The organism is Burkholderia sp. Z1 (assembly GCF_014893795.1).
GTDB classification, from domain to species: Bacteria; Pseudomonadota; Gammaproteobacteria; order Burkholderiales; family Burkholderiaceae; genus Burkholderia; species Burkholderia theae.
Map to the genome: position 1 here is coordinate 1123005 of NZ_JACFYL010000001.1, position 24667 is coordinate 1147671.

General features: G+C 66.3%; 27 protein-coding genes. 17 read left to right on the top strand and 10 right to left on the bottom strand.

Features of this window, described 5'->3' with window-relative positions:
• Positions 1-77: 77 nt before the first annotated feature.
• Positions 78-1001: a histone deacetylase family protein gene (locus H3H55_RS05180; RefSeq protein ID WP_011351344.1), complete on the top strand. Its 924-nt coding sequence runs from the start codon at positions 78-80 to the stop codon at positions 999-1001.
• 23 nt (positions 1002-1024) lie between these two features.
• On the opposite strand, the gene H3H55_RS05185 is transcribed toward H3H55_RS05180, so the two are convergent.
• Positions 1025-1945, bottom strand: a complete 921-nt coding sequence (locus H3H55_RS05185; protein ID WP_193097880.1) for an alpha/beta hydrolase — start codon at positions 1943-1945, stop codon at positions 1025-1027.
• A 218-nt stretch (positions 1946-2163) separates the two neighbouring features.
• Between H3H55_RS05185 and H3H55_RS05190 the strand changes: the two genes are divergently transcribed.
• The 6 genes from H3H55_RS05190 to H3H55_RS05215 all read left to right on the top strand — a co-directional run bounded on the left by H3H55_RS05190 (position 2164) and on the right by H3H55_RS05215 (position 8485).
• On the top strand, positions 2164-3198 hold the full coding sequence (locus H3H55_RS05190; RefSeq protein WP_048249619.1) for a methionine ABC transporter ATP-binding protein: 1035 nt from the start codon (positions 2164-2166) through the stop codon (positions 3196-3198).
• On the top strand, positions 3188-3841 hold the full coding sequence (locus H3H55_RS05195; protein ID WP_006486982.1) for a methionine ABC transporter permease: 654 nt from the start codon (positions 3188-3190) through the stop codon (positions 3839-3841). The genes H3H55_RS05190 and H3H55_RS05195 overlap by 11 nt, the downstream gene beginning before the upstream one ends.
• Before the next feature lie 29 nt (positions 3842-3870).
• Positions 3871-4665 carry a MetQ/NlpA family ABC transporter substrate-binding protein gene (locus H3H55_RS05200; RefSeq protein WP_193097881.1) on the top strand — a complete coding sequence of 265 codons (795 nt, stop codon included), beginning with the start codon at positions 3871-3873 and terminating at the stop codon, positions 4663-4665.
• A gap of 228 nt (positions 4666-4893) precedes the next feature.
• Positions 4894-5643 carry an electron transfer flavoprotein subunit beta/FixA family protein gene (locus tag H3H55_RS05205; protein ID WP_193097882.1) on the top strand — a complete coding sequence of 250 codons (750 nt, stop codon included), beginning with the start codon at positions 4894-4896 and terminating at the stop codon, positions 5641-5643.
• Positions 5644-5659: 16 nt separating this feature from the next.
• Positions 5660-6595, top strand: coding sequence for an electron transfer flavoprotein subunit alpha/FixB family protein (locus H3H55_RS05210; RefSeq protein WP_193097883.1), 936 nt, complete (start codon positions 5660-5662; stop codon positions 6593-6595).
• Between the two features lie 99 nt (positions 6596-6694).
• Positions 6695-8485: an acyl-CoA dehydrogenase gene (locus H3H55_RS05215; protein WP_193097884.1), complete on the top strand. Its 1791-nt coding sequence runs from the start codon at positions 6695-6697 to the stop codon at positions 8483-8485.
• A 96-nt stretch (positions 8486-8581) separates the two neighbouring features.
• Here H3H55_RS05215 and H3H55_RS05220 read toward each other — a convergent pair whose 3' ends face one another.
• Positions 8582-9868, bottom strand: a complete 1287-nt coding sequence (locus H3H55_RS05220) for a D-amino acid dehydrogenase (RefSeq protein ID WP_193097885.1) — start codon at positions 9866-9868, stop codon at positions 8582-8584.
• A 145-nt stretch (positions 9869-10013) separates the two neighbouring features.
• Between H3H55_RS05220 and H3H55_RS05225 the strand changes: the two genes are divergently transcribed.
• Together H3H55_RS05225 and H3H55_RS05230 are read left to right on the top strand one after the other, a co-directional pair.
• Complete coding sequence (locus H3H55_RS05225; protein WP_012492860.1) at positions 10014-10502, top strand: Lrp/AsnC ligand binding domain-containing protein; 489 nt, start codon at positions 10014-10016, stop codon at positions 10500-10502.
• Between the two features lie 90 nt (positions 10503-10592).
• Positions 10593-11771, top strand: coding sequence for a PA0069 family radical SAM protein (locus H3H55_RS05230; protein ID WP_193097886.1), 1179 nt, complete (start codon positions 10593-10595; stop codon positions 11769-11771).
• Positions 11772-11823: 52 nt separating this feature from the next.
• Here the strand turns inward: H3H55_RS05230 and H3H55_RS05235 are convergent, their stop codons facing one another.
• Entirely contained in the window at positions 11824-12291 is a 468-nt protein-coding gene (locus H3H55_RS05235) for an NINE protein (RefSeq protein WP_193097887.1), read from the bottom strand.
• A gap of 109 nt (positions 12292-12400) precedes the next feature.
• Positions 12401-13540 carry a PQQ-dependent sugar dehydrogenase gene (locus H3H55_RS05240; RefSeq protein ID WP_193097888.1) on the bottom strand — a complete coding sequence of 380 codons (1140 nt, stop codon included), beginning with the start codon at positions 13538-13540 and terminating at the stop codon, positions 12401-12403.
• A gap of 152 nt (positions 13541-13692) precedes the next feature.
• On the opposite strand from H3H55_RS05240, the gene rpsP reads away from it, so the two are divergent.
• The 6 genes from rpsP (at position 13693) to H3H55_RS05270 (ending at position 17822) form a co-directional block, all read left to right on the top strand.
• A complete protein-coding gene (gene rpsP / locus H3H55_RS05245; RefSeq protein WP_006476550.1) occupies positions 13693-13947 on the top strand; it encodes a 30S ribosomal protein S16 in 255 nt (84 codons plus the stop codon).
• A 42-nt stretch (positions 13948-13989) separates the two neighbouring features.
• Positions 13990-14667 (top strand): ribosome maturation factor RimM, encoded by a 678-nt coding sequence (gene rimM, locus H3H55_RS05250; protein WP_193097889.1) that lies wholly within the window; start codon positions 13990-13992, stop codon positions 14665-14667.
• Position 14668: 1 nt separating this feature from the next.
• Positions 14669-15463: a tRNA (guanosine(37)-N1)-methyltransferase TrmD gene (trmD, locus tag H3H55_RS05255; RefSeq protein ID WP_129514025.1), complete on the top strand. Its 795-nt coding sequence runs from the start codon at positions 14669-14671 to the stop codon at positions 15461-15463.
• 133 nt (positions 15464-15596) lie between these two features.
• On the top strand, positions 15597-15989 hold the full coding sequence (rplS, locus tag H3H55_RS05260; RefSeq protein ID WP_048249607.1) for a 50S ribosomal protein L19: 393 nt from the start codon (positions 15597-15599) through the stop codon (positions 15987-15989).
• An 87-nt stretch (positions 15990-16076) separates the two neighbouring features.
• Entirely contained in the window at positions 16077-16763 is a 687-nt protein-coding gene (locus H3H55_RS05265) for a CoA pyrophosphatase (RefSeq protein ID WP_193097890.1), read from the top strand.
• 120 nt (positions 16764-16883) lie between these two features.
• Positions 16884-17822, top strand: coding sequence for a CobD/CbiB family protein (locus H3H55_RS05270; RefSeq protein ID WP_048249605.1), 939 nt, complete (start codon positions 16884-16886; stop codon positions 17820-17822).
• Between the two features lie 63 nt (positions 17823-17885).
• Here H3H55_RS05270 and H3H55_RS05275 read toward each other — a convergent pair whose 3' ends face one another.
• The 3 genes from H3H55_RS05275 to H3H55_RS05285 form a co-directional block, all read right to left on the bottom strand.
• Positions 17886-18203: a hypothetical protein gene (locus tag H3H55_RS05275; RefSeq protein WP_048249603.1), complete on the bottom strand. Its 318-nt coding sequence runs from the start codon at positions 18201-18203 to the stop codon at positions 17886-17888.
• 66 nt (positions 18204-18269) lie between these two features.
• Positions 18270-19211, bottom strand: coding sequence for a ribosome small subunit-dependent GTPase A (gene rsgA, locus H3H55_RS05280; protein ID WP_193097891.1), 942 nt, complete (start codon positions 19209-19211; stop codon positions 18270-18272).
• Positions 19208-20467: a M48 family metallopeptidase gene (locus tag H3H55_RS05285; RefSeq protein WP_129514028.1), complete on the bottom strand. Its 1260-nt coding sequence runs from the start codon at positions 20465-20467 to the stop codon at positions 19208-19210. The genes rsgA and H3H55_RS05285 overlap by 4 nt, the downstream gene beginning before the upstream one ends.
• 117 nt (positions 20468-20584) lie before the next feature.
• Between H3H55_RS05285 and orn the strand changes: the two genes are divergently transcribed.
• Positions 20585-21217 carry an oligoribonuclease gene (orn, locus tag H3H55_RS05290; RefSeq protein WP_129514029.1) on the top strand — a complete coding sequence of 211 codons (633 nt, stop codon included), beginning with the start codon at positions 20585-20587 and terminating at the stop codon, positions 21215-21217.
• Positions 21218-21233: 16 nt separating this feature from the next.
• Here orn and mog read toward each other — a convergent pair whose 3' ends face one another.
• Positions 21234-21854, bottom strand: a complete 621-nt coding sequence (gene mog, locus H3H55_RS05295; protein ID WP_011351366.1) for a molybdopterin adenylyltransferase — start codon at positions 21852-21854, stop codon at positions 21234-21236.
• On the bottom strand, positions 21835-22440 hold the full coding sequence (gene yjgA, locus H3H55_RS05300; protein ID WP_319022254.1) for a ribosome biogenesis factor YjgA: 606 nt from the start codon (positions 22438-22440) through the stop codon (positions 21835-21837). The genes mog and yjgA overlap by 20 nt, the downstream gene beginning before the upstream one ends.
• A 127-nt stretch (positions 22441-22567) precedes the next feature.
• On the opposite strand from yjgA, the gene pmbA reads away from it, so the two are divergent.
• Entirely contained in the window at positions 22568-23938 is a 1371-nt protein-coding gene (gene pmbA, locus H3H55_RS05305) for a metalloprotease PmbA (RefSeq protein WP_129514032.1), read from the top strand.
• A gap of 83 nt (positions 23939-24021) precedes the next feature.
• Here the strand turns inward: pmbA and H3H55_RS05310 are convergent, their stop codons facing one another.
• Positions 24022-24522, bottom strand: a complete 501-nt coding sequence (locus H3H55_RS05310; protein ID WP_048249596.1) for a dihydrofolate reductase — start codon at positions 24520-24522, stop codon at positions 24022-24024.
• Positions 24523-24667: the final 145 nt, after the last annotated feature.

Below are 24667 nucleotides of genomic sequence, written 5' to 3' on the forward strand. Positions count from 1 at the left end.
TAGCGGCGAATTCGCGGCAGACGATGGACATCATTGATGGAGACCTGCGGCGCACCGCGCGCTGCCGATGACAGCTTATGGCAACCGCTTTCTATACGCACCCCGACTGCATGCTGCACGAGATGGGGGAATGGCATCCGGAATGCCCGGCCCGATTGTCGGCGATCCAGGATCAACTGATTGCGAGCCGCATCGATGACCTGATCGTGCACGAAACCGCGCCGTTCGCGAGCGAAGTGGCGCTGGGCCGTGTGCATACGCAGGCGCACATCGACTACATCCGGAGCATGACGCCGGTCGACGGCTACGTCGAGATCGATCCCGATACGCTGATGAACCGCGATACGTGGCGCGCGGCACTGCGTGCGGCCGGCGCCGCGATCGCGGCGACCGACGCGGTGATCGAAGGCCGCTACGCGAATGCATTCTGCGGCGTCCGTCCGCCCGGCCACCATGCGGAGCCCGCGCGTGCGATGGGTTTCTGCTTCTTCAACAACGTCGCGATCGCCGCGCGGCATGCGCTCGACGTACACGGTCTCGAGCGTGTCGCGATCATCGATTTCGACGTGCACCACGGCAACGGCACCGAGGCTGCGTTCGCGAACGACGAGCGCGTGCTGATGTGCAGCTTCTTCCAGCATCCGTTGTACCCGTTCTCGGGCGTCGATCACCAGGCGCCGAACATGGTCAACCTGCCGATGCCCGCGCGCAGCAACGGGATGGCGATCCGCGAAGCCGTCGACATGTTCTGGCTGCCGCGTCTCGACGCGTTCAAGCCGCAGATGCTGTTCGTGTCGGCCGGCTTCGATGCGCATCGCGAGGACGACATCGGCAACCTCGGCCTCGTCGAGGCCGACTTCGAATGGCTGACCGCGCAGATCGTCGACGTCGCGCGCCGTCATGCGCAGGGCCGCATCGTGAGCTGCCTCGAAGGTGGCTACAACCTGTCCGCGCTCGGGCGCAGCGTCGTCGCGCACCTGCGCGTGCTGGCCGGCATCTGATCGACCGGCCGGGCCGCGCGCGCTCAGCGCGCCGGCACGCGCGCGTGAATCCACGCGATCAGCGCGTCGATCACGCGGTCGCGTTCGAGATCGTTCATCGTTTCGTGGAAGCCGCCTTCGTATAGCGTCAGCGTGCGATCGGGCGAGCCGACGCGTGCGCCGAACGCGCGGCTGCCGTCGGGTTCGGTCAGCTTGTCCTCGGTGCCGTGATAGACGAGTACCGGTACGCGCAGCGCGCCGCGGCCGCTTTCGATGCGCGCCATCGCGTCGAGTATCTCCGCGCCGGTGCGCGCGGGCACCGCGCCGTGATGCACGAGCGGATCGGCGCGATTGGCCGCGACGATGGCCGGATCGCGCGACAGCAGCGCCGCATCGATCCTGATCGCGGGGAAGGTCGGCCATGCGCGGCTGATGATACGGCTCACCGCCAGCATCCAGCGCGGCACGTCGCGCCCCGGCGCGAGCGCCGGGCTCGACAGCACGAGGCCCGTCAGCGCGTGGCCGCGGGCCGGCGCGCGTTCGATCGCGTACAGCGCCGCGACCGCGCCGCCCATGCTGTGTCCCATCAGGAACAACGGAGAATGACCGCGCGCCGCTTCGGCGACCAGCGCATCCGCATCGTTCAGGTAGCCGTCGAAGCGTTCGACCCACGCGCGTTTGCCCGGCGACTGGCCGTGCCCGCGCAGATCGATCGCGAGTACGTCGATGCCGGCCGCGTTGAGCCGGCCGGCGAGCGCGGCATAACGGCCCGCGTGTTCGGCGAGGCCGTGCACGAGCGCGATCGTCGCGCGCGGCGGCACCGTGCCGTCGCCGGCCGGCCAGCGGTACGACGCCAGTTCGAGCCCGTCCGCGGTACGCAGCCGGCCCATTTTCGGCGCGGGCGGCGACGAAGGCGCCGATCCGGCGGTGGCGGGTGCGGCGGCCGGCGTGGTGGTGGCGGTCATCTGGCGTGTCCCCTGTTCGTTGGCATGCGTGTTCCGGATCATAGTCGCGGCATTCCTGCGGCGGGCCAGCAGCGCCCCTCTAATTTCGTGTAGTTATGAAAAGATCGAAATCGATTATTAAGGGGAATGAGGGGTTTGCGGTAAAATCGACGGTTATTCCAGATCCTTCGGCGGCCGACTGGCGGGCCAACTCGCCAGCCGGCCGCCGTTTTGTTTACATGATCGAATTACGCAATCTTTCGCAGCGTTTTCCCGGGCCGAGCGGCTGGGTCGAGGCGCTGCACAACGTCAACCTGACGATTCCGCAGGGCGAGGTGTTCGGCATCATCGGCCGAAGCGGCGCCGGCAAGAGCACGCTCGTGCGCACCATCAACCTGCTCACGCGGCCGACCGAAGGCAATGTCGTCGTCGGCGGGCGCGATCTCACGCTGCTGCCGGCCGGCCAGTTGCGCGAGGCGCGCCGCGAGATCGGCATGATTTTCCAGCACTTCAACCTGCTGTCGTCGCGCACGGTGTTCGACAACGTCGCGTTGCCGCTCGAACTGGCCGGCGCAAGCCGTGCCGACATCGAGGCTGCCGTGCTGCCGCTGCTCGATCTCGTCGGGCTGTCCGCGCAGAAGGATCGTTATCCGGCGCAGATCAGCGGCGGACAGAAGCAGCGCGTCGGCATCGCACGCGCGCTCGCGAGCCAGCCGAAGGTGCTGCTGTCGGACGAAGCGACGTCCGCGCTCGATCCCGAGACCACGCGTTCGATCCTCGACCTGCTGAAGCGCATCAACCGCGAACTCGGCCTGACGATCGTGCTGATCACGCACCAGATGGAAGTGATCAAGCAGGTGTGCGATCGCGTCGCAGTGCTCGATGCGGGGCGCGTGGTCGAGGAAGGCCGCGTGATCGACGTGTTCCTGCAGCCGCATCACGAAGTGACGCGCGCGCTGATCGGCGACGTGATCGCGCAGGAACTGCCGCCCGCGCTGAAGGCGCGTGTGGCCGAGCGGCTGAAGACGGGCAGCGGGCATCTGCTGCGGCTCGCGTTCACGGGCTCGGGTGTCGACCAGCCGATCCTGTCGGAGACGATCCGCCGGTACGAACTCGATTTCAACATCCTGCACGGCCAGATCGACGAGATCCAGGGGCAGGCATTCGGTTCGCTCGCGGTGCTCGCGGGCGGCGAGCCGGGCAAGGTCGGGCAGGCGCTCGCGTTCCTGCGCGAGCAAGGTGTGGTGGTAGAGGAGCTTTCGTATGTTGAGTGAGATGTTCGATATGTTCGTGCAGTCGTTCTGGGAGACGCTGATCATGGTCGGCATCTCCGGGGCGGTCGGCGCGCTCGTCGGGCTGCCGCTCGGCGTGCTGCTCTACCTGACCGATCGCCAGGGCGTGCTGCAGAACCTCGCGGTGAATCGCGTGCTCGGCGGCATCGTGAATGCCGTCCGCTCGACGCCGTTCATCATCCTGCTGGTCGCGGTGATTCCGTTCACGCGGCTCGTCACGGGTTCGTCGATCGGCACGGCCGCGGCGGTCGTACCGTTGACGCTCGCGGCGGCACCGTTCATCGCGCGTCTCGTCGAGACGGCGCTGCGCGAAGTCGACCGCGGGCTGATCGAGGCCGCGCAATCGATGGGCGCGACCACGTCGCAGATCGTCTTCAAGGTGCTGTTGCCCGAATCGCTGCCGGGCGTCGTGGCGGGGCTGACGATCACGTTCGTGTCGCTGGTCGGTTACTCGGCGATGGCCGGCGCGATCGGCGGCGGCGGGCTCGGCGATCTCGGGATCCGCTACGGCTACCAGCGTTATCTGCCGGAAGTGATGTGGACGGTGGTCGCGATCCTGATCGTGTTCGTGCAGATCGTGCAGTCGTTCGGCGACTGGCTCGTGCGCCGGCTGAGCCACAAATAAGACCAGATTGATCCGTTAGGGGAGACACGATGCAACGACGCTTCATGCTGAAGTTCGCGGCGGCACTCGGTGCGGCCGCGCTGTTCGCGGGCGCGCACGCGCAGGCCGAAACCATCAAGGTGGGCGTGACGGGCGGACCGCACGCGCAGATCATGGAAGCGGTGAAGAAGGTCGCGGCAAAGAGTGGCCTCGAGATCCGCATCGTCGAATTTTCCGATTACGTGCAGCCGAACGCCGCGCTCGCGGCGGGCGACCTTGACGCGAACAGCTATCAGCACGATCCGTATCTGCAGGCGCAGGTGAAGGATCGCGGCTACAAGCTGATCAAGGTCGCGGATACCGTCACGTTCCCGATGGGTATCTATTCGAAGCGCGTGAAGTCGCTGGCCGAACTGAAGCCGGGCGCGCGCGTCGCGGTGCCGAACGATCCGACCAACGGCGGCCGTGCGCTGTTGTTGCTGCAAAAGCAGGGCCTCCTGAAGCTGCGCGCGGATGCCGGGCTGAAGGCGACGCCGCTCGATATCGTCGACAATCCGCGCAAGCTGAAGGTCGTTGAACTCGATGCGGCGCAGATTCCGCGCTCGCTCGGCGACGTCGACGCGGCCGCGATCAATACCAACTACGCGATGGAAGCGGGGTTGAAACCGAAACAGGACGCGATCGCGATCGAGGGCCCGAACGGTCCGTACGCGAACATCCTCGCGATTCGCGAGGCGGACCGGAACAAGCCGTGGGTCGCGAAACTCGTTGCCGCCTATCATTCGGCCGACGTGAAGCAGTTCATCGAAGGCAAGTTCGGCGGCGCGGTCATAACCGCCTGGTAACGGGCGCAGCACGGGGCGCCCGGCGAGATTAGAGTCGATGATCGAAACCCCGGGCTTTGCGTCCGGGTTTTTTCTCTTTTAAAATAGAACGATCGTTCGCTATCATTGGCGCGTCGCCAAGAAGCGGTATCCTCGACAGCCACGATGGATGGGTCCGCTTGGCCGCGCAGTCACGAGGCCTCGCTATAAAATGGCCTCTGGTCGTATTCGTAACTTTGGAGCGTGTGCATGAAAATCCTGGTGCCAGTGAAAAGAGTGGTCGATTACAACGTGAAGGTCCGCGTGAAGTCGGACAACACGGGTGTCGACATCGCGAACGTGAAGATGTCGATGAACCCGTTCGACGAAATCGCCGTTGAAGAAGCCGTGCGCCTGAAGGAAGCGGGCGTCGCGACCGAAGTGATCGCCGTGTCGGTGGGCGTCACGCAGGCGCAGGAAACGCTGCGCACGGCGCTGGCGATCGGCGCGGATCGCGCGATCCTCGTCGAATCGACCGACAGCGTCGAGCCGCTGGCCGTCGCGAAGATCCTGAAGGCGCTGGTCGACAAGGAACAGCCTTCGCTCGTGATTCTCGGCAAGCAGGCGATCGACGACGATTCGAACCAGACGGGCCAGATGCTGGCTGCGCTGGCAGGTCTCCCGCAAGCGACGTTCGCATCGAAGGTGACGGTGGCAGACGGCAAGGCAACGGTCGCACGTGAAGTCGACGGCGGCGCGGAAACGCTGTCGCTTCAACTGCCGGCCGTGGTGACCACGGACCTGCGCTTGAACGAGCCGCGCTACGTGACGCTGCCGAACATCATGAAGGCGAAGAAGAAGCCGCTGGAAACCGTGAAGCCGGAAGACCTGGGCGTGGACGTCGCGCCGCGTCTGAAGACGCTGAAGGTGGTCGAGCCGCCGAAGCGCGCGGCCGGCGTGAAGGTGCCGGACGTGAAGACGCTGGTCGAGAAGCTGAAGACCGAAGCCAAGGTGCTGTAAGAGGGAGCGCAAAGAAATGACGATTCTGGTGATTGCAGAACACGACAACGCGTCGGTCAAGGCCGCGACGTTGAACACGGTGGCGGCGGCAGCGAAGATCGGCGGCGACATTCACGTGCTGGTCGCGGGCCACAACGCGCAAGCGGCTGCGGACGCAGCGGCGAAGATCGCAGGTGTGTCGAAAGTGCTGCTGGCCGATGCGCCGCAGCTCGAAGCGGGCCTCGCGGAAAACGTCGAAGCGACCGCGCTGAACATCGCGAAGGACTACTCGCACATCCTCGCGCCGGCTACCGCCTACGGCAAGAACATCGCACCGCGTATTGCCGCGAAGCTGGACGTCGCGCAGATCTCGGACATCACGGCAGTCGATTCGGCCGATACGTTCGAGCGCCCGATCTACGCGGGCAACGCGATCGCGACGGTGCAGTCGAACGATCCGGTCAAGGTCATCACGGTGCGTGCGACGGGTTTCGATCCGGTCGCGGCCGAAGGCGGCAGCGCAGCGGTCGAAAAGATCGCGGCAGCGGCCGACGCCGGCAAGTCGCAGTTCGTGAGCCGTGAAGTGACGAAGCTGGACCGTCCGGAACTGACCAGCGCGAGCATCATCGTGTCGGGTGGCCGCGGTCTGGGCAGCGGCGAGAACTACACGAAGGTGCTGGAGCCGCTGGCCGACAAGCTGTCGGCGGCACTCGGCGCATCGCGCGCGGCAGTCGACGCAGGCTACGTGCCGAACGACTACCAGGTCGGCCAGACCGGCAAGATCGTCGCACCGCAGCTGTACATCGCGGTCGGCATCTCGGGTGCGATCCAGCATCTGGCCGGCATGAAGGATTCGAAGGTGATCGTCGCGATCAACAAGGATCCGGAAGCGCCGATCTTCAGCGTGGCCGACTACGGCCTCGTCGGCGATCTGTTCGCGCTCGTGCCGGAGCTCGTGACCGAGCTCGGCTGACGCGGCTTGACGCTTCAGCGGTAAGCACACGACAAGAGGGGCGCGACGAGCGCCCCTTTTTTTACGCCATCGACGGAAGAGAAACGAAGGAGGCACACCATGAGTTATGTCGCCCCCGTCAAGGACATGCTGTTCGTGCTGAAGGAACTCGCGGGCATCGACGCCGTTGCGCAGTTGCCGGGTTTCGAGGATGCGGGTTACGACACGGCGCAGGCCGTGCTCGACGAGTCCGCGAAATTCTGCGGCGAGGTGCTGGCGCCGCTGAACGTCGAAGGCGACCGCAACCCGAGCAGCTGGAAGGACGGTGTCGTGACCGCGACGCCGGGCTTCGCGGAAGCGTTCCGCCAGTTCGTCGAAGGCGGCTGGCAGGGGCTGCAGCATCCGGCCGAGTACGACGGCCAGGGCCTGCCGAAGCTGATCGCGACGCCGTGCATCGAGATGCTGAACGCGTCGAACCTGTCGTTCGCGCTGTGTCCGCTGCTCACCGACGGCGCGATCGAGGCGCTGCTGACGGCCGGCACCGACGAGCAGAAGCAGCGCTACGTGCCGAAGCTGATCTCGGGCGAATGGACCGGCACGATGAACCTGACCGAGCCGCAGGCCGGCTCCGACCTGGCACTGGTGCGCTCGCGCGCCGAGCCGCAGGGCGACGGCACGTACAAGGTGTTCGGCACGAAGATCTTCATCACGTGGGGCGAGCACGACATGGCGGACAACATCGTCCACCTGGTGCTGGCGCGCACGCCGAATGCGCCGGAAGGCGTGAAGGGCATCTCGCTGTTCATCGTGCCGAAGTTCATGGTCAACGACGACGGTTCGCTGGGCGCGCGCAACGACGTGCACTGCGTGTCGATCGAGCACAAGCTCGGGATCAAGGCGAGCCCGACGGCGGTGCTGCAGTACGGCGACCACGGCGGCGCGATCGGCTACCTGATCGGCGAGGAGAACCGCGGCCTCGAATACATGTTCATCATGATGAACGCGGCGCGCTTCGGCGTCGGGATGCAGGGGATCGGCGTGGCCGACCGGGCGTACCAGAAGGCGGCGGAATTCGCGAAGGAACGCGTGCAGAGCCGCCCGGTGGACGGGTCGGCCAAGCAATCGGTGACGATCATCCATCACCCGGACGTGCGCCGGATGCTCGGCACGATGCGCGCGCTGACCGAAGGCGCGCGGGCGCTGGCGTACGTGGCAGCCGCGCACAGCGACGTTGCCCACCGCCATTCGGACGAGGCGACGCGTGGCCGTCATCAGGCAATCTACGAGTATCTGGTGCCGGTCGTGAAGGGCTGGAGCACGGAGATGGTGAACGACGTGGCGAGCCTGGGCGTGCAGGTGCACGGCGGGATGGGCTTCATCGAGGAGACGGGCGCGGCGCAGTACTACCGCGATGCGCGGATCCTGGCGATCTACGAAGGGACGACGGCGATCCAGGCGAACGACCTGGTCGGCCGCAAGACGATGCGCGACGGCGGCGCGGTGGCGAAGGCGCTGATCGCGGAGATCGACGCGACGGTGGCGGCGCTGGGCAAGCTGGACGGCGCGGCGGCGGCATCGATGAAGGCGCAGCTGGAGAAGGGCGCGCGTGCGCTGTCGTCGGTGGTGGACTACGTGGTGGCGAACGTGAAGCAGGACCCGAACGCGGTGTTCGCGGGCAGCGTGCCGTACCTGAAGCTGGCGGGCGTGGTGCTGTGCGGGTGGCAGATGGCGCGCGCGCTGGTGGCGGCGCAGGCGAACCGCGCGAGCGATCCGGCGTTCTTCGATGCGAAGATCGCGATCGCGCAATGCTATGCGGAGCACGTTCTGGTGCAGGCAGGCGGGCTCGAAGCATCGATCGTCGGCGCGAAGGGCAACGAGAGCGTGCTCGCGTTGACGGAAGACCAGTTCTGATCCCGCGCCACGCATTCGGCGAAACGAAAAAGGCGCCCCGAAGGGCGCCTTTTCTTTTGAGGCGAGCCGGCCCGCCTTGCTGCGGGCAGCCGCGGCTTATGCGTATGCCGGGCGCGTCTGGCCGGCCACGTCCTTCAGGTAACGATGCACCGACAGGTCGTCGGCCTGGATCGCCGGCATCTTGCCCGAGATCAGGTCCGCGAGCAGCTGGCCCGAGCCGCACGACATCGTCCAGCCGAGCGTGCCGTGGCCGGTGTTCAGGAACAGGTTCGACACCGGCGTGCGGCCGACGATCGGCGTGCCGTCCGGCGTCATCGGGCGCAGGCCCGTCCAGAACGTCGCCTTCGACGTATCGCCGCCGCCCGGGAACAGGTCGTTCACGCACATTTCGAGCGTTTCGCGGCGCGCAGCACGCAGCTTCTTGTCGAAGCCGACGATTTCCGCCATGCCGCCGACGCGGATGCGCTGGTCGAAACGCGTGATCGCGATCTTGTAGGTCTCGTCGAGCACGGTCGACACGGGCGCGGCCGCTTCGTTGACGATCGGCGCGGTGATCGAATAGCCCTTCAGCGGATAGACGGGGATCTTCATCAGGTTCGAGATGAAGCGGGTCGAGTACGAACCGAGCGCGACGACGTACGCGTCCGCGCGCACCGTCTCGCTGCCGCACTGCACGCCGGCGATCTTGCCGCCCGCGATCGCGAGCGCATCGATCGGCGTGTTGTAGCGGAACTTGACGCCAAGCGATTCGGCGAGCGCCGCGAGGCGCGTCGTGAACAACTGGCAATCGCCCGTTTCGTCGCCCGGCAGGCGCAGGCCGCCCGTCAGCTTGTGCGATACGGCGGCGAGCGCCGGTTCGGCGTTCTTCAGTTCGGCCGGCGACAGCAGTTCGAACGGCACGTTCGCTTCCTGCAGCACGGCGATGTCCTTTGCCGCGCCGTCGAGTTGCTGCTGCGTGCGGAACAGTTGCAGCGTGCCGCCCGTGCGGCCTTCGTACTGGATGCCCGTGTCGGCGCGCAGCGCCTGCAGGCAGTCGCGGCTGTATTCGGCGAGGCGGACCATGCGGCCCTTGTTGACCGCATAGCGCTCGGGCGTGCAGTTGCGCAGCATCTGCCACATCCACTGGAGCTGGAAGCGCGTGCCGTCGAGGCGGATCGCGAGCGGCGCGTGCTTTTCGAACATCCATTTGACGGCCTTCAGCGGCACGCCGGGCGCGGCCCACGGTGCGGCATAGCCGGGGGAGATCTGGCCTGCATTCGCGAAGCTCGTCTCGAGCGCGGGGCCTGCTTCCCGGTCGATCACCGTGACTTCATGACCGGCGCGCGCGAGGTAATACGCGCTTGCCACGCCCACCACACCGCTGCCCAGAATGACGACTCGCATAGCTGCTCCAGATGGAAGGGACCAGGTCGAGGCCGGGCGCACCTGCGGCTCCGTGTAACCTCTAACTGATCTAGTTTTTTGCGCTATGGTATTGTCGAATGTCCAGTTTTTGTTATCGTATTTTTCCGGTTTTCAGCATAAACAAATGAGAACGCAACGTCAGCCCGTACGCTCGCTCGACAAGCTCGACCGGCGCATCCTCAAACTGCTCCAGGACGACGGCCGGATGGCGATGAAGGACCTCGCGGAACAGGTCGGACTGACCGTTACACCGTGCATCGAGCGCGTGCGGCGCATGGAGCGGGACGGCGTGATCACCGGCTATCACGCGCGGGTCGACCCTGGCCAGTTGGGTGCCGCGCTGCTGGTGTTCGTCGAGATCACGCTTGGCCACAAGGGCGGCAACATGTTCGAGCAGTTCCGCCGCGAGGTGATGAAGATCGACGAGGTGCTCGAATGCCATCTCGTGTCCGGCGATTTCGACTACCTGATCAAGGCGCGGATCGGCGAGATGGCCGACTACCGGAAACTGCTCGGCGATATCCTGCTGCAGTTGCCGGGCGCCGTGCAGTCGAAGAGCTATGTCGTGATGGAGGAAATCAAGGAGACGCTGACGATTGCGGTCGGCGAGTGACGTGCCGGCGGCCCGCTGTCGGGCCCCTTATCCCGCCCTTGGCATGCAGCACCCAATACTGTATAAATATACAGTATTGGGTGCTGGCGAATGGGTGCGCGCATGGACGATCGGTCCGACAACGAATTTCCGATAGCGCCGCCCGCGCCCCGCAAGGGGCGCGGTGCGGTCGACAATCTGCAGGGGCGGTATGAAATCGCGCAGCGTGAAGCGGTCGACGACGGCTGGGCGCACGAGTCGGACGATGCCGATTTCCCCGCACCGCTGCGCACGCAGGTCTTCGAGGAGCGTGCGAAGAGCATCCTGACGCACAACCAGTCGCCCGACATCCCGTTCAGCGTGTCGCTCAATCCGTACCGCGGCTGCGAGCACGGCTGCATCTACTGCTTCGCGCGGCCGACGCACAGCTATCTCGGCCTGTCGCCGGGGCTCGATTTCGAAAGCCGCATCTATGCGAAGGTCAATGCGGCCGAACTGCTCGAGCGCGAGATTTCGCGCAAGCGCTACGTGCCGGAGCCGATTGCGCTTGGCGTCAACACCGACGCCTACCAGCCGGTCGAGCGCGACCTGCGCATCACGCGTAGCGTGATCCAGGTGATGCACGATCACGGGCTGCCGTTCGCCGCGATCACGAAATCGTCGCTGATCGAGCGCGATCTCGACTTGCTCGCGCCGATGGCCGAACGCGGGCAGGTGATGGCGGCGGTCACGATCACGACGCTCGATGCCGATCTCGCACGCACGCTCGAGCCGCGCGCAGCGACACCAGCGCGCCGGTTGCGCACGATCCGCGCGTTGCGCGATGCGGGCGTGCCGGTCGGCGTGAGCATTGCACCGGTGATTCCGTTCGTCACCGAGCCCGACATGGAGCGCGTGCTCGAGGCGTGCGCGGAAGCCGGCGCCACGCATGCGAGCTACATCATCCTGAGGCTGCCGTGGGAGGTTGCGCCGCTGTTCAAGAACTGGCTCGCCGCGCATTTTCCCGATCGCGCGGAACGCGTGATGAACCGTGTGCGCGACATGCGCGGCGGGAAAGACTACGACTCGGATTTCTCGAAACGGATGAAGGGCGAGGGGATCTGGGCCGACCTGTTGCGGCAGCGCTTCCGTCAGGCCGTCAAGCGGCTCGGGCTGAACGAGCGCACGAACGGCATTCTCGATCTGTCGCAGTTTCGCGGTGCGCCGGTCGCCGCGGCGTCGGTGCCGCGCAGTGCTGCTCGGGCAGCCGGCACGAAGTCGCGCGACGACATGCAGTTGAACCTGTTCTGACCGGCGCGTCATGCCGGCACGCGAAGGGCGTCGGTGTTTAGGAAGGAGGCGCTTACTGCGAAATCTGCTTCGCTGCTTCGACCTGCGATTCGAAATACGTCTGGAACGACAGCGCGAGCGCGGTCATCAGCAGGAACGCGCCGATCAGCAGCGAGAAGATCACGACAAAGATCACGGTCCAGCCCGACCGGCTGTGCTTGCCCGTCTCGGCGTTGAATTGCGCGTCCCACTTTTCGTCGGGGCGCAGCCCGTACACGAGTGCGGCGAGGAACGCCGCCAGCAGCGAGATCGCGCCGGGCACCGCGAGCCACCAGCCGAGGCCGGCACTGCGCTGGGTTGCGGCGAGCAGGAGGAAGCCCGGAATGCCGACGATCGTCGCGAGCAGGTGTGCCCAGCCGTACACGTCGCGAAAGCCGTACAGATAGAAGCGGTGCGCGCCGAGCGATCCCAACAGGAATGCGAGGGCGGCGGTGAGCGTCTTGGAGCGGAAGCGGCGGGACGGTGCGGTGCTGCTGGACATGGATGGCGGCGTATTGTCGTTGACATGGGCGGCCGGCGGGCCGGCGCGGGCACGCGGCCCGGCACGCATTCTACGATGCCCGGTCGGGCCCGGTCACCCCCGGCCTGCGTCAAGGTGCCGCATAGGTTACGCGGTAGATTGCGCCTGCGTAGTCGTCGCTGACGAGCAGCGAACCGTCCGGCAGCGGCAGCACGTCGGCCGGGCGTCCCCATACCGTGCCGTCGGGCCGCAGCCAGCCGGTGACAAATGGCGTCTGGCGCGCCTGGCTGCCGTCCGCCGATACGACGACGCGCATCACGCGGTAGCCGACCTTCGTGCTGCGGTTCCACGAACCGTGTTCGGCAATGAACACGTTATTGCGATACGACGCCGGAAACATCGGCCCGGTATAGAAGCGCATGCCGAGCGCCGCGACGTGCGCGCCCAGCTTCAATACGGGCGGCACATAACGGCGGCATACGTCGGCGCTGCCGAATTCGGGGTCGGGTGTGTCTCCGCCATGGCAGTATGGAAAGCCGAAGTCGAGGCCGGCACGCGGCGCGCGGTTCAGCTTGTCGTCGGGCACGTCGTCGCCCATCATGTCGCGCCCGTTGTCGGTAAACCAGAGCTCGCCCGAATCGGGGTGCCATGCGAAGCCGACCGTATTGCGCACGCCGCGGGCGACGACCTCGCTGCCGCTGCCGTCGGCCTTCATCCGGGCGATGATCGCGTAGCGGCTGCGATCGGCGAGACAGACGTTGCACGGTGCGCCGGTCGGCACGTACAGTTTGCCGTCGGGGCCGAACGCGATGAATTTCCAGCCGTGATGGTGTTCGGTCGGCAGCGCGTCGGTCACGACGACGGGCGCGGGCGGTTTGGCGAGCCGGTCGTCGATGCGGTCGAGGCGCAGGATGCGCGACACGGCGGATATATAGAGTGCGCCGTCGCGGTAGGCGACGCCGACCGGCATGTCGAGCCCGGACGCGATCACGTAGCGTGCGCTGATCCGGCCCTCGTGCAGCACGAATGCATGCACGCGGCCTTCCCGGGTGCCGACATACAGGATGCCGCGCGGCGACCACGCCATTTCGCGCGCGGTCGGTACCGCGTCGGTCAGCACGTCCACATGGAAACCGGGCGGCACGACGAGTTCTTCCACCGGCAATGGCGCGGCAAGCACCGTTGCGGACGCTAGGCAGGCAAGGCCGGCAAGCAGTGCCACGAAACGGCGCTGCGCGCGGCGCGTCGAGGCGGCGCGAAGGAGCGGCATGACGGGGGAGAGCATCCTGGACACGACGATTGTATGCCCGGCGCAGAGGCCATCCGTGGATTTTTTCCGCGTAAGTGTTTGTTGTACCTCTGGTTTCCGGCTATAATCGCGTGTTTCAGTAGTTTCGAACCCGGTTTTCCGAAGGACATCATATGGTTATCATCCGTCTGGCTCGTGGCGGCTCGAAGAAGCGCCCGTTCTACAACATCGTTGCTACCGATTCGCGTAACCGTCGTGACGGCCGCTTCATCGAGCGCGTCGGCTTCTACAACCCGGTCGCTACGAAGGGCGAATCGCTGCGTATCGCTCAGGATCGTCTGACGTACTGGCAAGGCGTTGGCGCACAACTGTCGCCGACCGTCCAGCGTCTCGTGAAGGAAGCGCAAAAGGCGCAACCGGCTGCCTAACATGGCACGGTGTGCCGGTCGTGCCGGCTGTGAGGTGGATTGATGGCGGGTCACGATTCCGGTAATGCAAGGCGCGGGCGTGCGTCATTCGGCGCATTCGTCCGCAAGCCGGTCGAGCGCGACGTTGTCGCGAACGCCGGTCCGGCTGCCGAACAGGGCGGCCATGAAGCGACGCAAGCGTGGCCTGACGACGCCGTCGAGGTCGGGGCGGTGGTCGACGCCTACGGCCTGAAGGGCTGGGTCAAGGTGGCGACGCATGCCGATGCCGGTCGCGGCGGCGACGCGCTGCTTAACGCGCGCCGCTGGTGGCTGGAACGCGGTGCGGAGCGGCTTTCCGTCCGCATCATGCAGTCGAAGACGCACAGCGACACGGTCGTTGCGCAACCCGCGGGCGTCAGCGACCGCGATGCCGCGCTGGCTATGCGCGGCTTTCGTGTGTTCGTGCGCCGGGAAGATTTCCCGGCATTGGCCGCGGACGAATTCTATTGGGTCGACCTGATCGGTCTCGAAGTCGTCAACGAGCAATCGGTGGCGCTCGGGAAGGTGAGCGGGATGATCGACAACGGCGTGCATTCGATCATGCGTGTCGAGTATCCGGCGACCGGTAAAGACGGTCAGCCGACCACCGACGAACGGCTGATTCCGTTTGTCGGCGTCTACGTCAAAACGGTGGATCAGGCGGCGCGTCGTATCGTCGTCGACTGGGAAGCCGATTACTGAAATGAACCAGGTTACCGAGAGCGCGGTGCAGTTCGACGTCGTCACGCTCTTTCCCGAGATGTTCCGCGCACTGACCGACTGGGGAATCACCAGCCGGGCCGTCAAGCAAGGGCGCTTCGGGCTGCGCACCTGGAACCCGCGTGATTTCACGACGGACAACTACCGCACGGTCGATGATCGTCCGTACGGCGGCGGTCCGGGCATGGTGATGCTGGCCAGGCCGCTCGAGGCCGCGATCGGCGCCGCGAAAGCGGCGCAGGCGGAGCAGGGCATCGCGAGCACGCGCGTCGTGATGATGTCGCCGCAGGGCGCACCGCTCACGCACGAGCGGGCGATGCGGATGGCGCAGGAGCCGGGCGTTGTCGTGCTGTGCGGCCGCTACGAAGCGATCGACCAGCGTCTGCTCGATCGTTGCGTCGACGAGGAGATCAGCCTCGGCGATTTCGTGCTGTCCGGCGGAGAACTGCCGGCGATGGCGATGATGGATGCCGTCGTGCGCTTGCTGCCCGGTGTGCTGAACGATTCGCAGTCGGCCGTGCAGGACAGTTTCGTCGACGGCCTGCTCGATTGTCCGCACTACACGCGCCCGGAGGAATACGATGGCGTGCGCGTACCGGACGTGCTGCTCGGCGGGCATCATGCCGAGATCGAGCGGTGGCGGCGCCAGGAAGCATTGAGGAATACGTTGCGGAAGCGGCCGGACCTGATCGTCCGGGCGCGCCGCGAGAAGTTGCTGAGCCGTGCCGACGAGGCCTGGCTTGCGAACCTCGCACGCGAAGCGAAGGACGCCTCCTGAGGCGGCGTCGCGGGCGGGAATTGGCGGTGTCGTGCATGCGTGCGCGGCGCCTGATGTGAATCCATCCTCTATCGGGGCCAGGCCTGGAAGCAGGCGGGTGCCAACGCCGACACGATGGCATAAGGAGTCAGTAATGAATCTGATCGCAAAACTTGAGCAGGAAGAAATCGAGCGCGCGCTCGCCGGCAAGACGATCCCCGAATTCGCCCCGGGCGACACGGTGATCGTGAACGTGAACGTGGTTGAAGGTACCCGCAAGCGCGTTCAGGCTTACGAAGGCGTCGTGATCGCGATTCGCAGCCGTGGTCTGAACTCGAACTTCATCGTCCGCAAGATCTCGTCGGGCGAAGGCGTCGAGCGTACGTTCCAGACGTACTCGCCGCTGCTGGCGAGCATCGTCGTGAAGCGCCGCGGTGATGTGCGTCGTGCGAAGCTGTACTACCTGCGCGAGCGTTCGGGCAAGTCGGCTCGAATCAAGGAAAAGCTGGTGTCGAAGGATCGCGCCGCAGCAGCTTCCCAAGAGTAAGAGCTGTAAGGAAAAAGCACCCACCCGGGTGCTTTTTTCATTCTGGCGCGACAATATGCTCGATACGACACGAACCCGAGAGCCCCATTGAATCGCCGCCCCATCATCGATCCCGAAGTCTTGCCGGTCGAAGGCACCGGCGCCGGTCTGCCCGCCATCGATCCCCGCCTGATGACGCCGTCCGGCCTGCGCGACCGTTTCGCGCGCACGCCCGAATGGAGCGTCGAGCCCGGCGAGGCGAAGCTGCAGGAGGGCATCGATCCGCGTAGCGCGGCCGTGCTGATGCCGCTCGTCGTCCGCGAGTCGGGTCTCACCGTGCTGCTGACCCAGCGTGCCGATCACCTGAATGACCATGCCGGGCAGATCAGCTTTCCCGGCGGCCGCCGCGAACCGTTCGATCGCGATGCGACTGCAACCGCGTTGCGCGAGTCGAAGGAGGAAATCGGGCTCGCCGCCGAACGCGTCGAGATCCTCGGCGCGCTGCCCGACTACCTGACCGGCACCGGCTTCTGCGTGTCGCCGGTGGTCGGCCTCGTGCATCCGCCGTTCACCGTGCAGGCCGACACGTTCGAGGTGGCCGAGATTTTCGAGGTGCCGCTCGCGTTCCTGATGAATCCCGCGAACCATCAGGTCCGCGTGTTCCGTTGGGATGGCGGCGAGCGTCGTTTTTTTGCGATGCCTTATCCGAACGACAAACCAGACGGGCATTACTTCATCTGGGGCGCAACTGCCGGCATGTTTCGCAATCTGTACCGCTTCTTGGCTGCCGGCTAGGCGCACACACCGGCCGGCGCGCGCGGCCGGCTGCCGGGCGGCCGCGCCGGCAGCCATGCGGGGCTTACGCTGTGCTATCGTTATGCAAAAAATGACATAACTCCGAAGACGGCGCCACGCATGACTTTCTTTTCGGTTCTCCTCGCCCTCATCATCGAACAGGTCCGCGCGTTGTCGCCGAACAATCCGGTGTTCGCGCTGTTCCAGTTTCATGCGGAAACCGTCGCGCATGGTCTCGACGCAGGCAAGCAGAAGCACGGCATCCTCGCATGGCTCGCGGTCGTGCTGCCGTGGGTGCTGATCGTCGCGCTGATCTATTTCCTGCTGTTCAAGGTGAGCTTCGTGCTCGCGTTCTTGTGGAACGTCGTCGTTGTGTATTTCACGCTAGGCTTCCGCCAGTTCAGCCACTACTTCACCGACATCCACCTCGCGCTCAATAACGACGACGTGCCGCGCGCGCGCGAAATCCTGCACGAGTGGACGGGCATCGACACGGTCGACATGCCGGTCGGCGAAATCGTCCGCCATACGCTGATTCACGCGGTCGTCGCATCGCATCGCCACGTGTTCGGCGTGTTCTTCTGGTATGTGCTGCCGATCGGCCCGGCCGGCGCCGTGCTGTATCGGATTTCCGAATACCTCGCGCGTAGCTGGTCGACGCCGGGCGACGACCGCACGGCCGCATTCTCGACGTTCGCGCAGCGCGCGTTCTTCGTGATCGACTGGATTCCCGCGCGGCTGACCGCGCTCGGCTTCGCGATCGTCGGCAATTTCGAGGATGCGATCTACGCATGGCGCAATCACACGCGCCAGTGGCCCGACCCGAACGACGGCGTGCTGCTGGCAGCCGGCAGCGGGGCGCTCGGTGCGCGTCTCGCGGGGCCGCTCGCGGAACCGTCGAGCCTCGATGCGCTGGCGGTCGGCGACAGCGGTCCGTTGACGGTCGGTGACGATTGCACGCCGCGTACGCTGCAATCGGCAGTCGGCCTCGTCTGGCGCGCGGTGATCCTGTGGATGATCCTGCTGCTGATGCTGACGCTCGCCGTCTGGGTGTCGTGACAGGGCAGTGCAGCGTCCGATGAAAGGCAAAGGCCGGCTTGATGCCGGCCTTTTTGCTGTGGGTCAGTCGTCGAGCGGATCGCGTACGGCGCCGCATTGCCAGCACGCGGTGAACTGAGCCTCGAGCGCTTCGCCGCATTGCCGGCAGCGCCATGGCGAGGCGCCGGCCGACGGACCGTGCGACGCCGCATCGAGGAGCCGGCGCGCGAGCGCGTCGTCGCGTTCGTCGTCGAGCCATAGCTCGGGTGTGCAGGCGTCGGCGGGCAGGCCGCCGAGCGCGCCGGTCGCGTAGCAGTTATGCAGCTCGCAACCGATGCCGGCCACCTGAAGCACGTTGGCCCAATGCTGCGCCGTCGCGAGATTGGGTGCCTTGAAACGCATGGCCGCTCCTGTCGGTGAAGGCCGGCTCCGCAACGCGTGGCCGGCCGCCGTGCGCGCGTCGCGCGATCAGCGGACGATCTGGCTCGCCTCGTGCACGAGCTGCGCGTACAGCGCGTGCCGCGACGGCGCGATGCGGCCGTCGGAGACGGCTTCGAGGATCGCGCAGCCGGGCTCGTGCAGATGATGACAATTATAGAAACGGCAGTCCGCGAGCAGCGGCCGGAACTCCGGAAACGCGCGCTCGAGACGGCCCTCCGTCAGGTGGTAGAGGCCGAATTCCTGGAAGCCCGGCGAATCGATCAGTGCGCCGCCGCCCTCCAGCGGGTAGAGGCGCGTGAACGTCGTCGTGTGGCGGCCGCTGTTGAGCGCGGCCGAAATCTCGCGCGTCGCGGCTTCGGCATCGGGAACGAGCAGGTTCACGAGCGTCGACTTGCCCATCCCGGACTGGCCGAGCAGGATCGTCGAATGTCCGGCGAGGTGCGGCATCAGTTGCGCGCGCGCGTCGTCGGGCGAGCCCTTTACCGACAGTTCGAGCACGTCGTAGCCGAGCGCGCGGTACGGTGCGAGGCGCTCGCGCGCGACCGGCAGCGCGGCCTCGACGTCGATCTTGTTCAGCACGACGATCGGCTTCAGCTCGTTCGCCTCGGCGGCGATCAGCGCGCGGCCGAGCAGGTCCTCACTGAAATAGGGCTCGGTCGCGAGCACGATCAGCAACTGGTCGAGGTTGGCGGCGAAGAGCTTCGACTTGAACTGGTCGGAACGGTACAGCAGGTTGCGTCGTTCGCCGATCTCGACGATCACGCCCTGATCGGCCGACGCGATTTCGTACGAGACGCGGTCGCCGACTGCAATGTCGCTCTTCTTGCCGCGCGGGAAGCACTGCAGCATCGGGCCGCCGTCGTCGGGCGCGACGATGTAGTGGCGCCCGTGCGCCGCGATCACGCGGCCTTCGACACGCTGCGCGCCCGACGCGCGCGGGGCCGGCTTGCGGGAGGTCGGCCGGCTCATGCGTGCTGCATCAGGCGGTCGATCCGCTGCGAGGCGGGCGGATGCGAGTAGTAGAAGGCCGTGTAGACGGGGTCGGGCGTCAGCGTCGACGCGTTGTCCTCGTAGAGCTTCACGAGCGCGCTGACGAGATCCTGCGCGTCGGTCTGGCTGGCCGCGAACGCGTCGGCCTCGAATTCGTGCTTGCGCGACGTGAGGCTGCTGAACGGCGTCGCGAAGAACAGGAACACGGGAATCGCGAGGAAGAACAGCACGAGCGCGGCGCCCGCGTTGCTCGTGTCGAGCGACGGCACGACACCGAGACCCGTATAGAACCACGTGCGCTGCGCGAGCCAGCCGAGCAGCGCGAGCAGCACGAGACTCAGCACGAACGACACGAGCATCCGCTTCATCACGTGGCGGCGCTTGAAGTGGCCGAGTTCGTGCGCGAGCACGGCCTCGATTTCCTGGCCGGACAGGCGCGCGAGCAGCGTGTCGAAGAACACGATCCGCTTCGATGCGCCAAAGCCCGTGAAATATGCATTGCCGTGCGCCGAGCGGCGGCTGCCGTCCATCACGAACAGCCCCTTCGCCGCGAAGCCGCAGCGCTTCATCAGCGACTCGATGCGCGAGCGCAGCGCGTCGTCCTTCAGCGGCTCGAACTTGTTGAAGATCGGCGCGATGAAGGTCGGGTAGATCAGCAGCACCAGCATCTGGAACGCGACCCAGACGATCCAGGTCCACAGCCACCACAGGCTGCCCGCCTGGTTCATCAGCCACAGCACGACGAACAGCAGCGGCAGGCCGAGCGCGGCGCCGAGCAGCGAGTTTTTCAGCATGTCGGTGAAGAACAGCCGTTTCGTCATCCGGTTGAAGCCGAAACGCTGCTCGATCCCGAACTGGCGGTAATACTCGAACGGGATATCGATCACGCTCGTGATCACGAGCACCGCGGCGACGAGCGCGACCTGCTGCCCGTAGCCGCGGCCGAGCCAGCCGGTCAGCAGCGTGTCGAGCGCGCCGACGCCGCCAAGCAGCGTGAGGCCGACCAGCACGGCCGCGCTGACGACGATCTCGAGCATCGTCAGCCGGGTGCGCTCGACCGTATAGTCGGCCGCGCGCTGGTGGGCGGTCAGCGGGATGGTTGCGCTGAACTGCGCAGGCACGCCGTTGCGGTGCGCGGCGACGAAGCGGATCTGCCGTGACGCGAGCCACAGCTTGGTGACGACCATCGCGAGCACGGCGAGCGCGAACAGCAGGGTGAACGAAAAGGGTGACATCGAAGGCGCCAAAGGGTTCTATGCGAGAATTATATGTTCTTGCGGACCGGGCTCGCTGACGCGATGCCGGCCGCCCGGGCGGCGCCGCGCGCCGTCCGCCATTTTCCAGGATGACTCATGACCGATACCGCCGCTTCCACCAGCCAGCCCGCGCTCGTGCGCAACGAGTTGAACCTCGTCTGGCTCGACATGGAGATGACGGGCCTCGACCCGGATAACGACCGCATCATCGAAATCGCGGTCGTCGTGACCAATTCCACGCTCGACATCGCCGTCGAAGGCCCGGTGTTCGCGATCCACCAGAGCGACGAAACGCTGGCGAAGATGGACGAATGGAACAAGTCGACGCACGGCCGCTCGGGCCTGATCGACCGCGTGCGCGCGTCGACCGTGACCGAGGCGGAAGCCGCCGCGCAGCTGCAGGCGTTCCTCGCGCAGTACGTGTCGCCCGGCAAGTCGCCGATGTGCGGCAACTCGATCTGCCAGGACCGCCGCTTCATGGCGCGCTGGATGCCGGAGTTCGAGAAATTCTTCCACTACCGCAATCTCGACGTCAGCACGCTCAAGGAGCTGTGCCGCCGCTGGCAGCCCGCGATCTACAAGGGCTTCCAGAAGCGGGCGATGCACACGGCGCTCGCGGACATCCACGAGTCGATCGACGAGCTGAAGTACTACCGTGAGCATTTCCTGATTCCGGCCGCGTCGGCGTCGGCTTCGGCTTCGGCAGGCGAGTCCGCGCCGGCCGCCTGAGCGGGCCGGCACGCGCTCAGCGAGGCGCGCGCTGCGCGCTTTTCGGCCGGAACGCCGCGACCACCGCGGCGTCGGTCTCGATGTACGGGCCGCCGATCAGGTCGATGCAGTAGGGCACCGCGGCGAAGATGCCGGGCACGGTCGACTTGCCGTCGGCGTCGCGCAGCCCTTCGAGCGTTTCCCGGATCGATTTCGGCTGGCCGGGCAGGTTGACGATCAGCGCCGCATGGTCGGCCGTCTCGCGGATCACCGCGACCTGCCGCGACAGGATCGCGGTCGGCACGAAATTCAGGCTGATCTGCCGCATCTGTTCGCCGAATCCCGGCATTTCCTTCGTCGCCACGGCAAGCGTGGCCTCGGGCGTCACGTCACGGCGCGCGGGGCCGGTGCCGCCCGTCGTCAGCACGAGGTCGCACCCGGCGACGTCGACGAGCTCGGCGAGCGTGGCGGAGATCGTCGGCGCATCGTCCTGGATGAGGCGCGTTTCGGCGCGCCACGGCGAGACCAGCGCGCCGGCGAGCCACTCTTGCAGCGCCGGAATGCCTTTGTCCTCGTAGACGCCCGTGCTCGCGCGATCGCTGATCGACACGAGGCCGACGACGAGTTCGTCAGGATGATTACGCTTCGTCGTCGTCATGGTCGTCTCCGGCGTCGTCCGATGCTTCGTCGTCCGCATCGGGCGTGCCGCTCGCGGTCTTGATCCACTGGAACAACTCGCGGAAATAGCGCGGCGGCTTGCCTTGCTGCGCTTCCTTGCGTGCGTTGCGGATCAGCGTGCGGCCTTCCTGGATGTCGGCTTCCGGGTGCTGGCGCAGGAATTCGGTCAGCGCGTCGTCGTTGGCGAGCAACTGTTCGCGCGTGCGCTCGATCCAGTGCAGGCGGGCCGTCGCGGCCTTGTTCACGCCGCGCTGTGCGTCGAGGGCGGTGCGCAGCGCGGCCGTCTCGTCGTCGGTCAGCGAGCGCATTACGCGGCCGACGTACTGGAGCTGGCGGCGCTTGCCTTCGTGATCGGTGATCCGGCGCGCCTCGCGAACGGCGTCCGACAGGCTTTCGGGCATCGGCATGCGCTTCAGCGCGTCTTTCGGCAGATCGACAAGCGCCTGGCCGAGCACCTGCAGCTCGTGCATCTCGCGCTTCAACTGGGATTTGCTGGGGCGATCGTAGCCGTTGTCGTCGTCCTCGACGGCATGCTCGATCGGCTGGATTCGGGTTTTGCGTGTCATAGGCGGCATTGTATCGCGGCGCGGACACCCCAAGCTTGTCGGTACGCGGCCCCGGACCTTGCTATGATCGCGGGATACGCAACATTTTGAACATGCGGGCGCCCGCCCGCCACCGGATACCAAGACGATGGCAGCCAATCTCGACGTACAAGCGCGCTATTTCCCGCACACGCAGGACCAGCTCAAAGAAATCGCCTCGGACATCCTTCGCCATGCGAAGGCACTCGGCGCGACGGACGCCGCGACCGAAATCTCCGAGGGCGACGGCCTGTCGGTGTCGGTGCGGCGCGGCGAAGTCGAAACGATCGAGCACAACCGCGACAAGATGGTCGGCGTGACGGTGTTCATCGGCAAGAAACGCGGCAACGCGAGCACGTCCGACTTCTCGCCGGCCGCGATCAAGGATACCGTCGCCGCGGCCTACAACATCGCGCGTTTCACGGCCGAGGACGAAGCGGCCGGCCTCGCCGAGGCCGAGCTGCTCGAAACCGACCCGCGCGACCTCGATCTCTACCACCCGTGGGCGCTGACGGCCGACGAAGCCGTCGAGCTCGCCCGCCGCGCGGAAGACGCCGCATTCGCGGTCAGCCCGCAGATCCGCAATTCGGAAGGCGCGAGCGTGTCGGCCCAGCATTCGCAGTTCGTGCTCGCGACGTCGCGCGGCTTCCTGTCCGGCTACCCGTACTCGCGCCACTACATCGCCTGCGCGCCGATCGCGGGCAGCGGCCGTCACATGCAGCGCGACGACTGGTATTCGTCGAAGCGCAGCGCGATCGATCTCGCTGCGCCGGAAGCGGTGGGCCGTTACGCGGCCGAGCGCGCGCTCGCGCGGATGGGCGCGCGTCGTCTCGACACCCGCAAGGTGCCCGTGCTGTTCGAGGCGCCGCTCGCGGCCGGCCTGCTCGGCGCGTTCGTGCAGGCCGTGAGCGGCGGCGCGCTGTACCGCAAGACGTCGTTCCTTGTCGACAGCCTCGGCAAGCCGGTGTTCGCGCCGCACATCCAGGTTGTCGAGGATCCGCACGTGCCGCGCGCGATGGGCAGCGCGCCGTTCGATGAGGAAGGCGTGCGCACGCGCGCGCGCAGCGTCGTCAAGGACGGCGTCGTCGAAGGCTACTTCCTGTCGACCTATTCGGCACGCAAGCTCGGCACGCAGACCACCGGCAACGCGGGCGGCTCGCACAACCTCGCGCTGCGCAGCTCGAACACGCAGCCGGGCGACGATTTCGACGCGATGCTGAAGAAGCTCGGCACAGGCCTGCTGCTGACCGAGCTGATGGGGCAGGGCGTGAACTACGTGACGGGCGATTATTCGCGCGGCGCGGCGGGCTTCTGGGTTGAGAACGGCGTGATCCAGTATCCGGTCGAGGAAATCACCGTCGCGAGCACGCTGCAGGAAATGTTCCGGCATATCGCCGCGATCGGTGCCGATTCGATCGTGCGCGGCACGAAGGAAACCGGCTCGGTGCTGATCGAGCAGATGACGATCGCCGGGCAGTAAGCGACGCGCGGCGCCTGCCGCCATGAAACGAAAAAGCCCGACCGGCGTGAGCCGGTCGGGCTTTTCTCATGGTGCGCGACGCGTCAGCCGTGCTTGCGCGCGTAGACGACGAACGCATAGCCGAACGTGTTCGGCGCGGCCGCCTCGTGCGCTTCGCGCGAGACTTCCTGCCAGTGCGCCGCGTCGGGCGCCGGGAACGATGCATCGCCGTCGAAGTCGGCATCGATCTCGGTGACGACCAGCTTGTCGGCGAGCATGAGACCTTCCGCGTAGAGTTGTGCGCCGCCGATCAGGAATGCCTCGGGCACGCCGTCGCGCGCGGCGAGCGCCAGTGCGTCGGCGAGCGACGTGACCGTGTCGCAGCCATCGAAGCGACGCGCCGCGTCGCGCGTGACGACGATATTGCGACGGCCCGGCAGCGGCCGGCCGATCGACTCGTGGGTCTTGCGGCCCATCACGATCGGCGCACCCATCGTCGTGCGCTTGAAGAAGGCGAGATCTTCGGGAAGTTTCCAGGGCAACTGGTTGTCGCGGCCGATGATGCCGTTGCGGGCACGCGCGACGATCAGGGTCAACGTCGTCATGAAGGTCGGGGAAGAGGAAAACCGGAATGGCGCCGATTCTACCGGAACGGCGACGCGTGCCGGATTCCGCGCGCACGTGCATGCGTCAGCGCTCTTGCGGTGCGTGCCGCGACACGTGATGCCATGCGTCGCGGCGATCGACTGA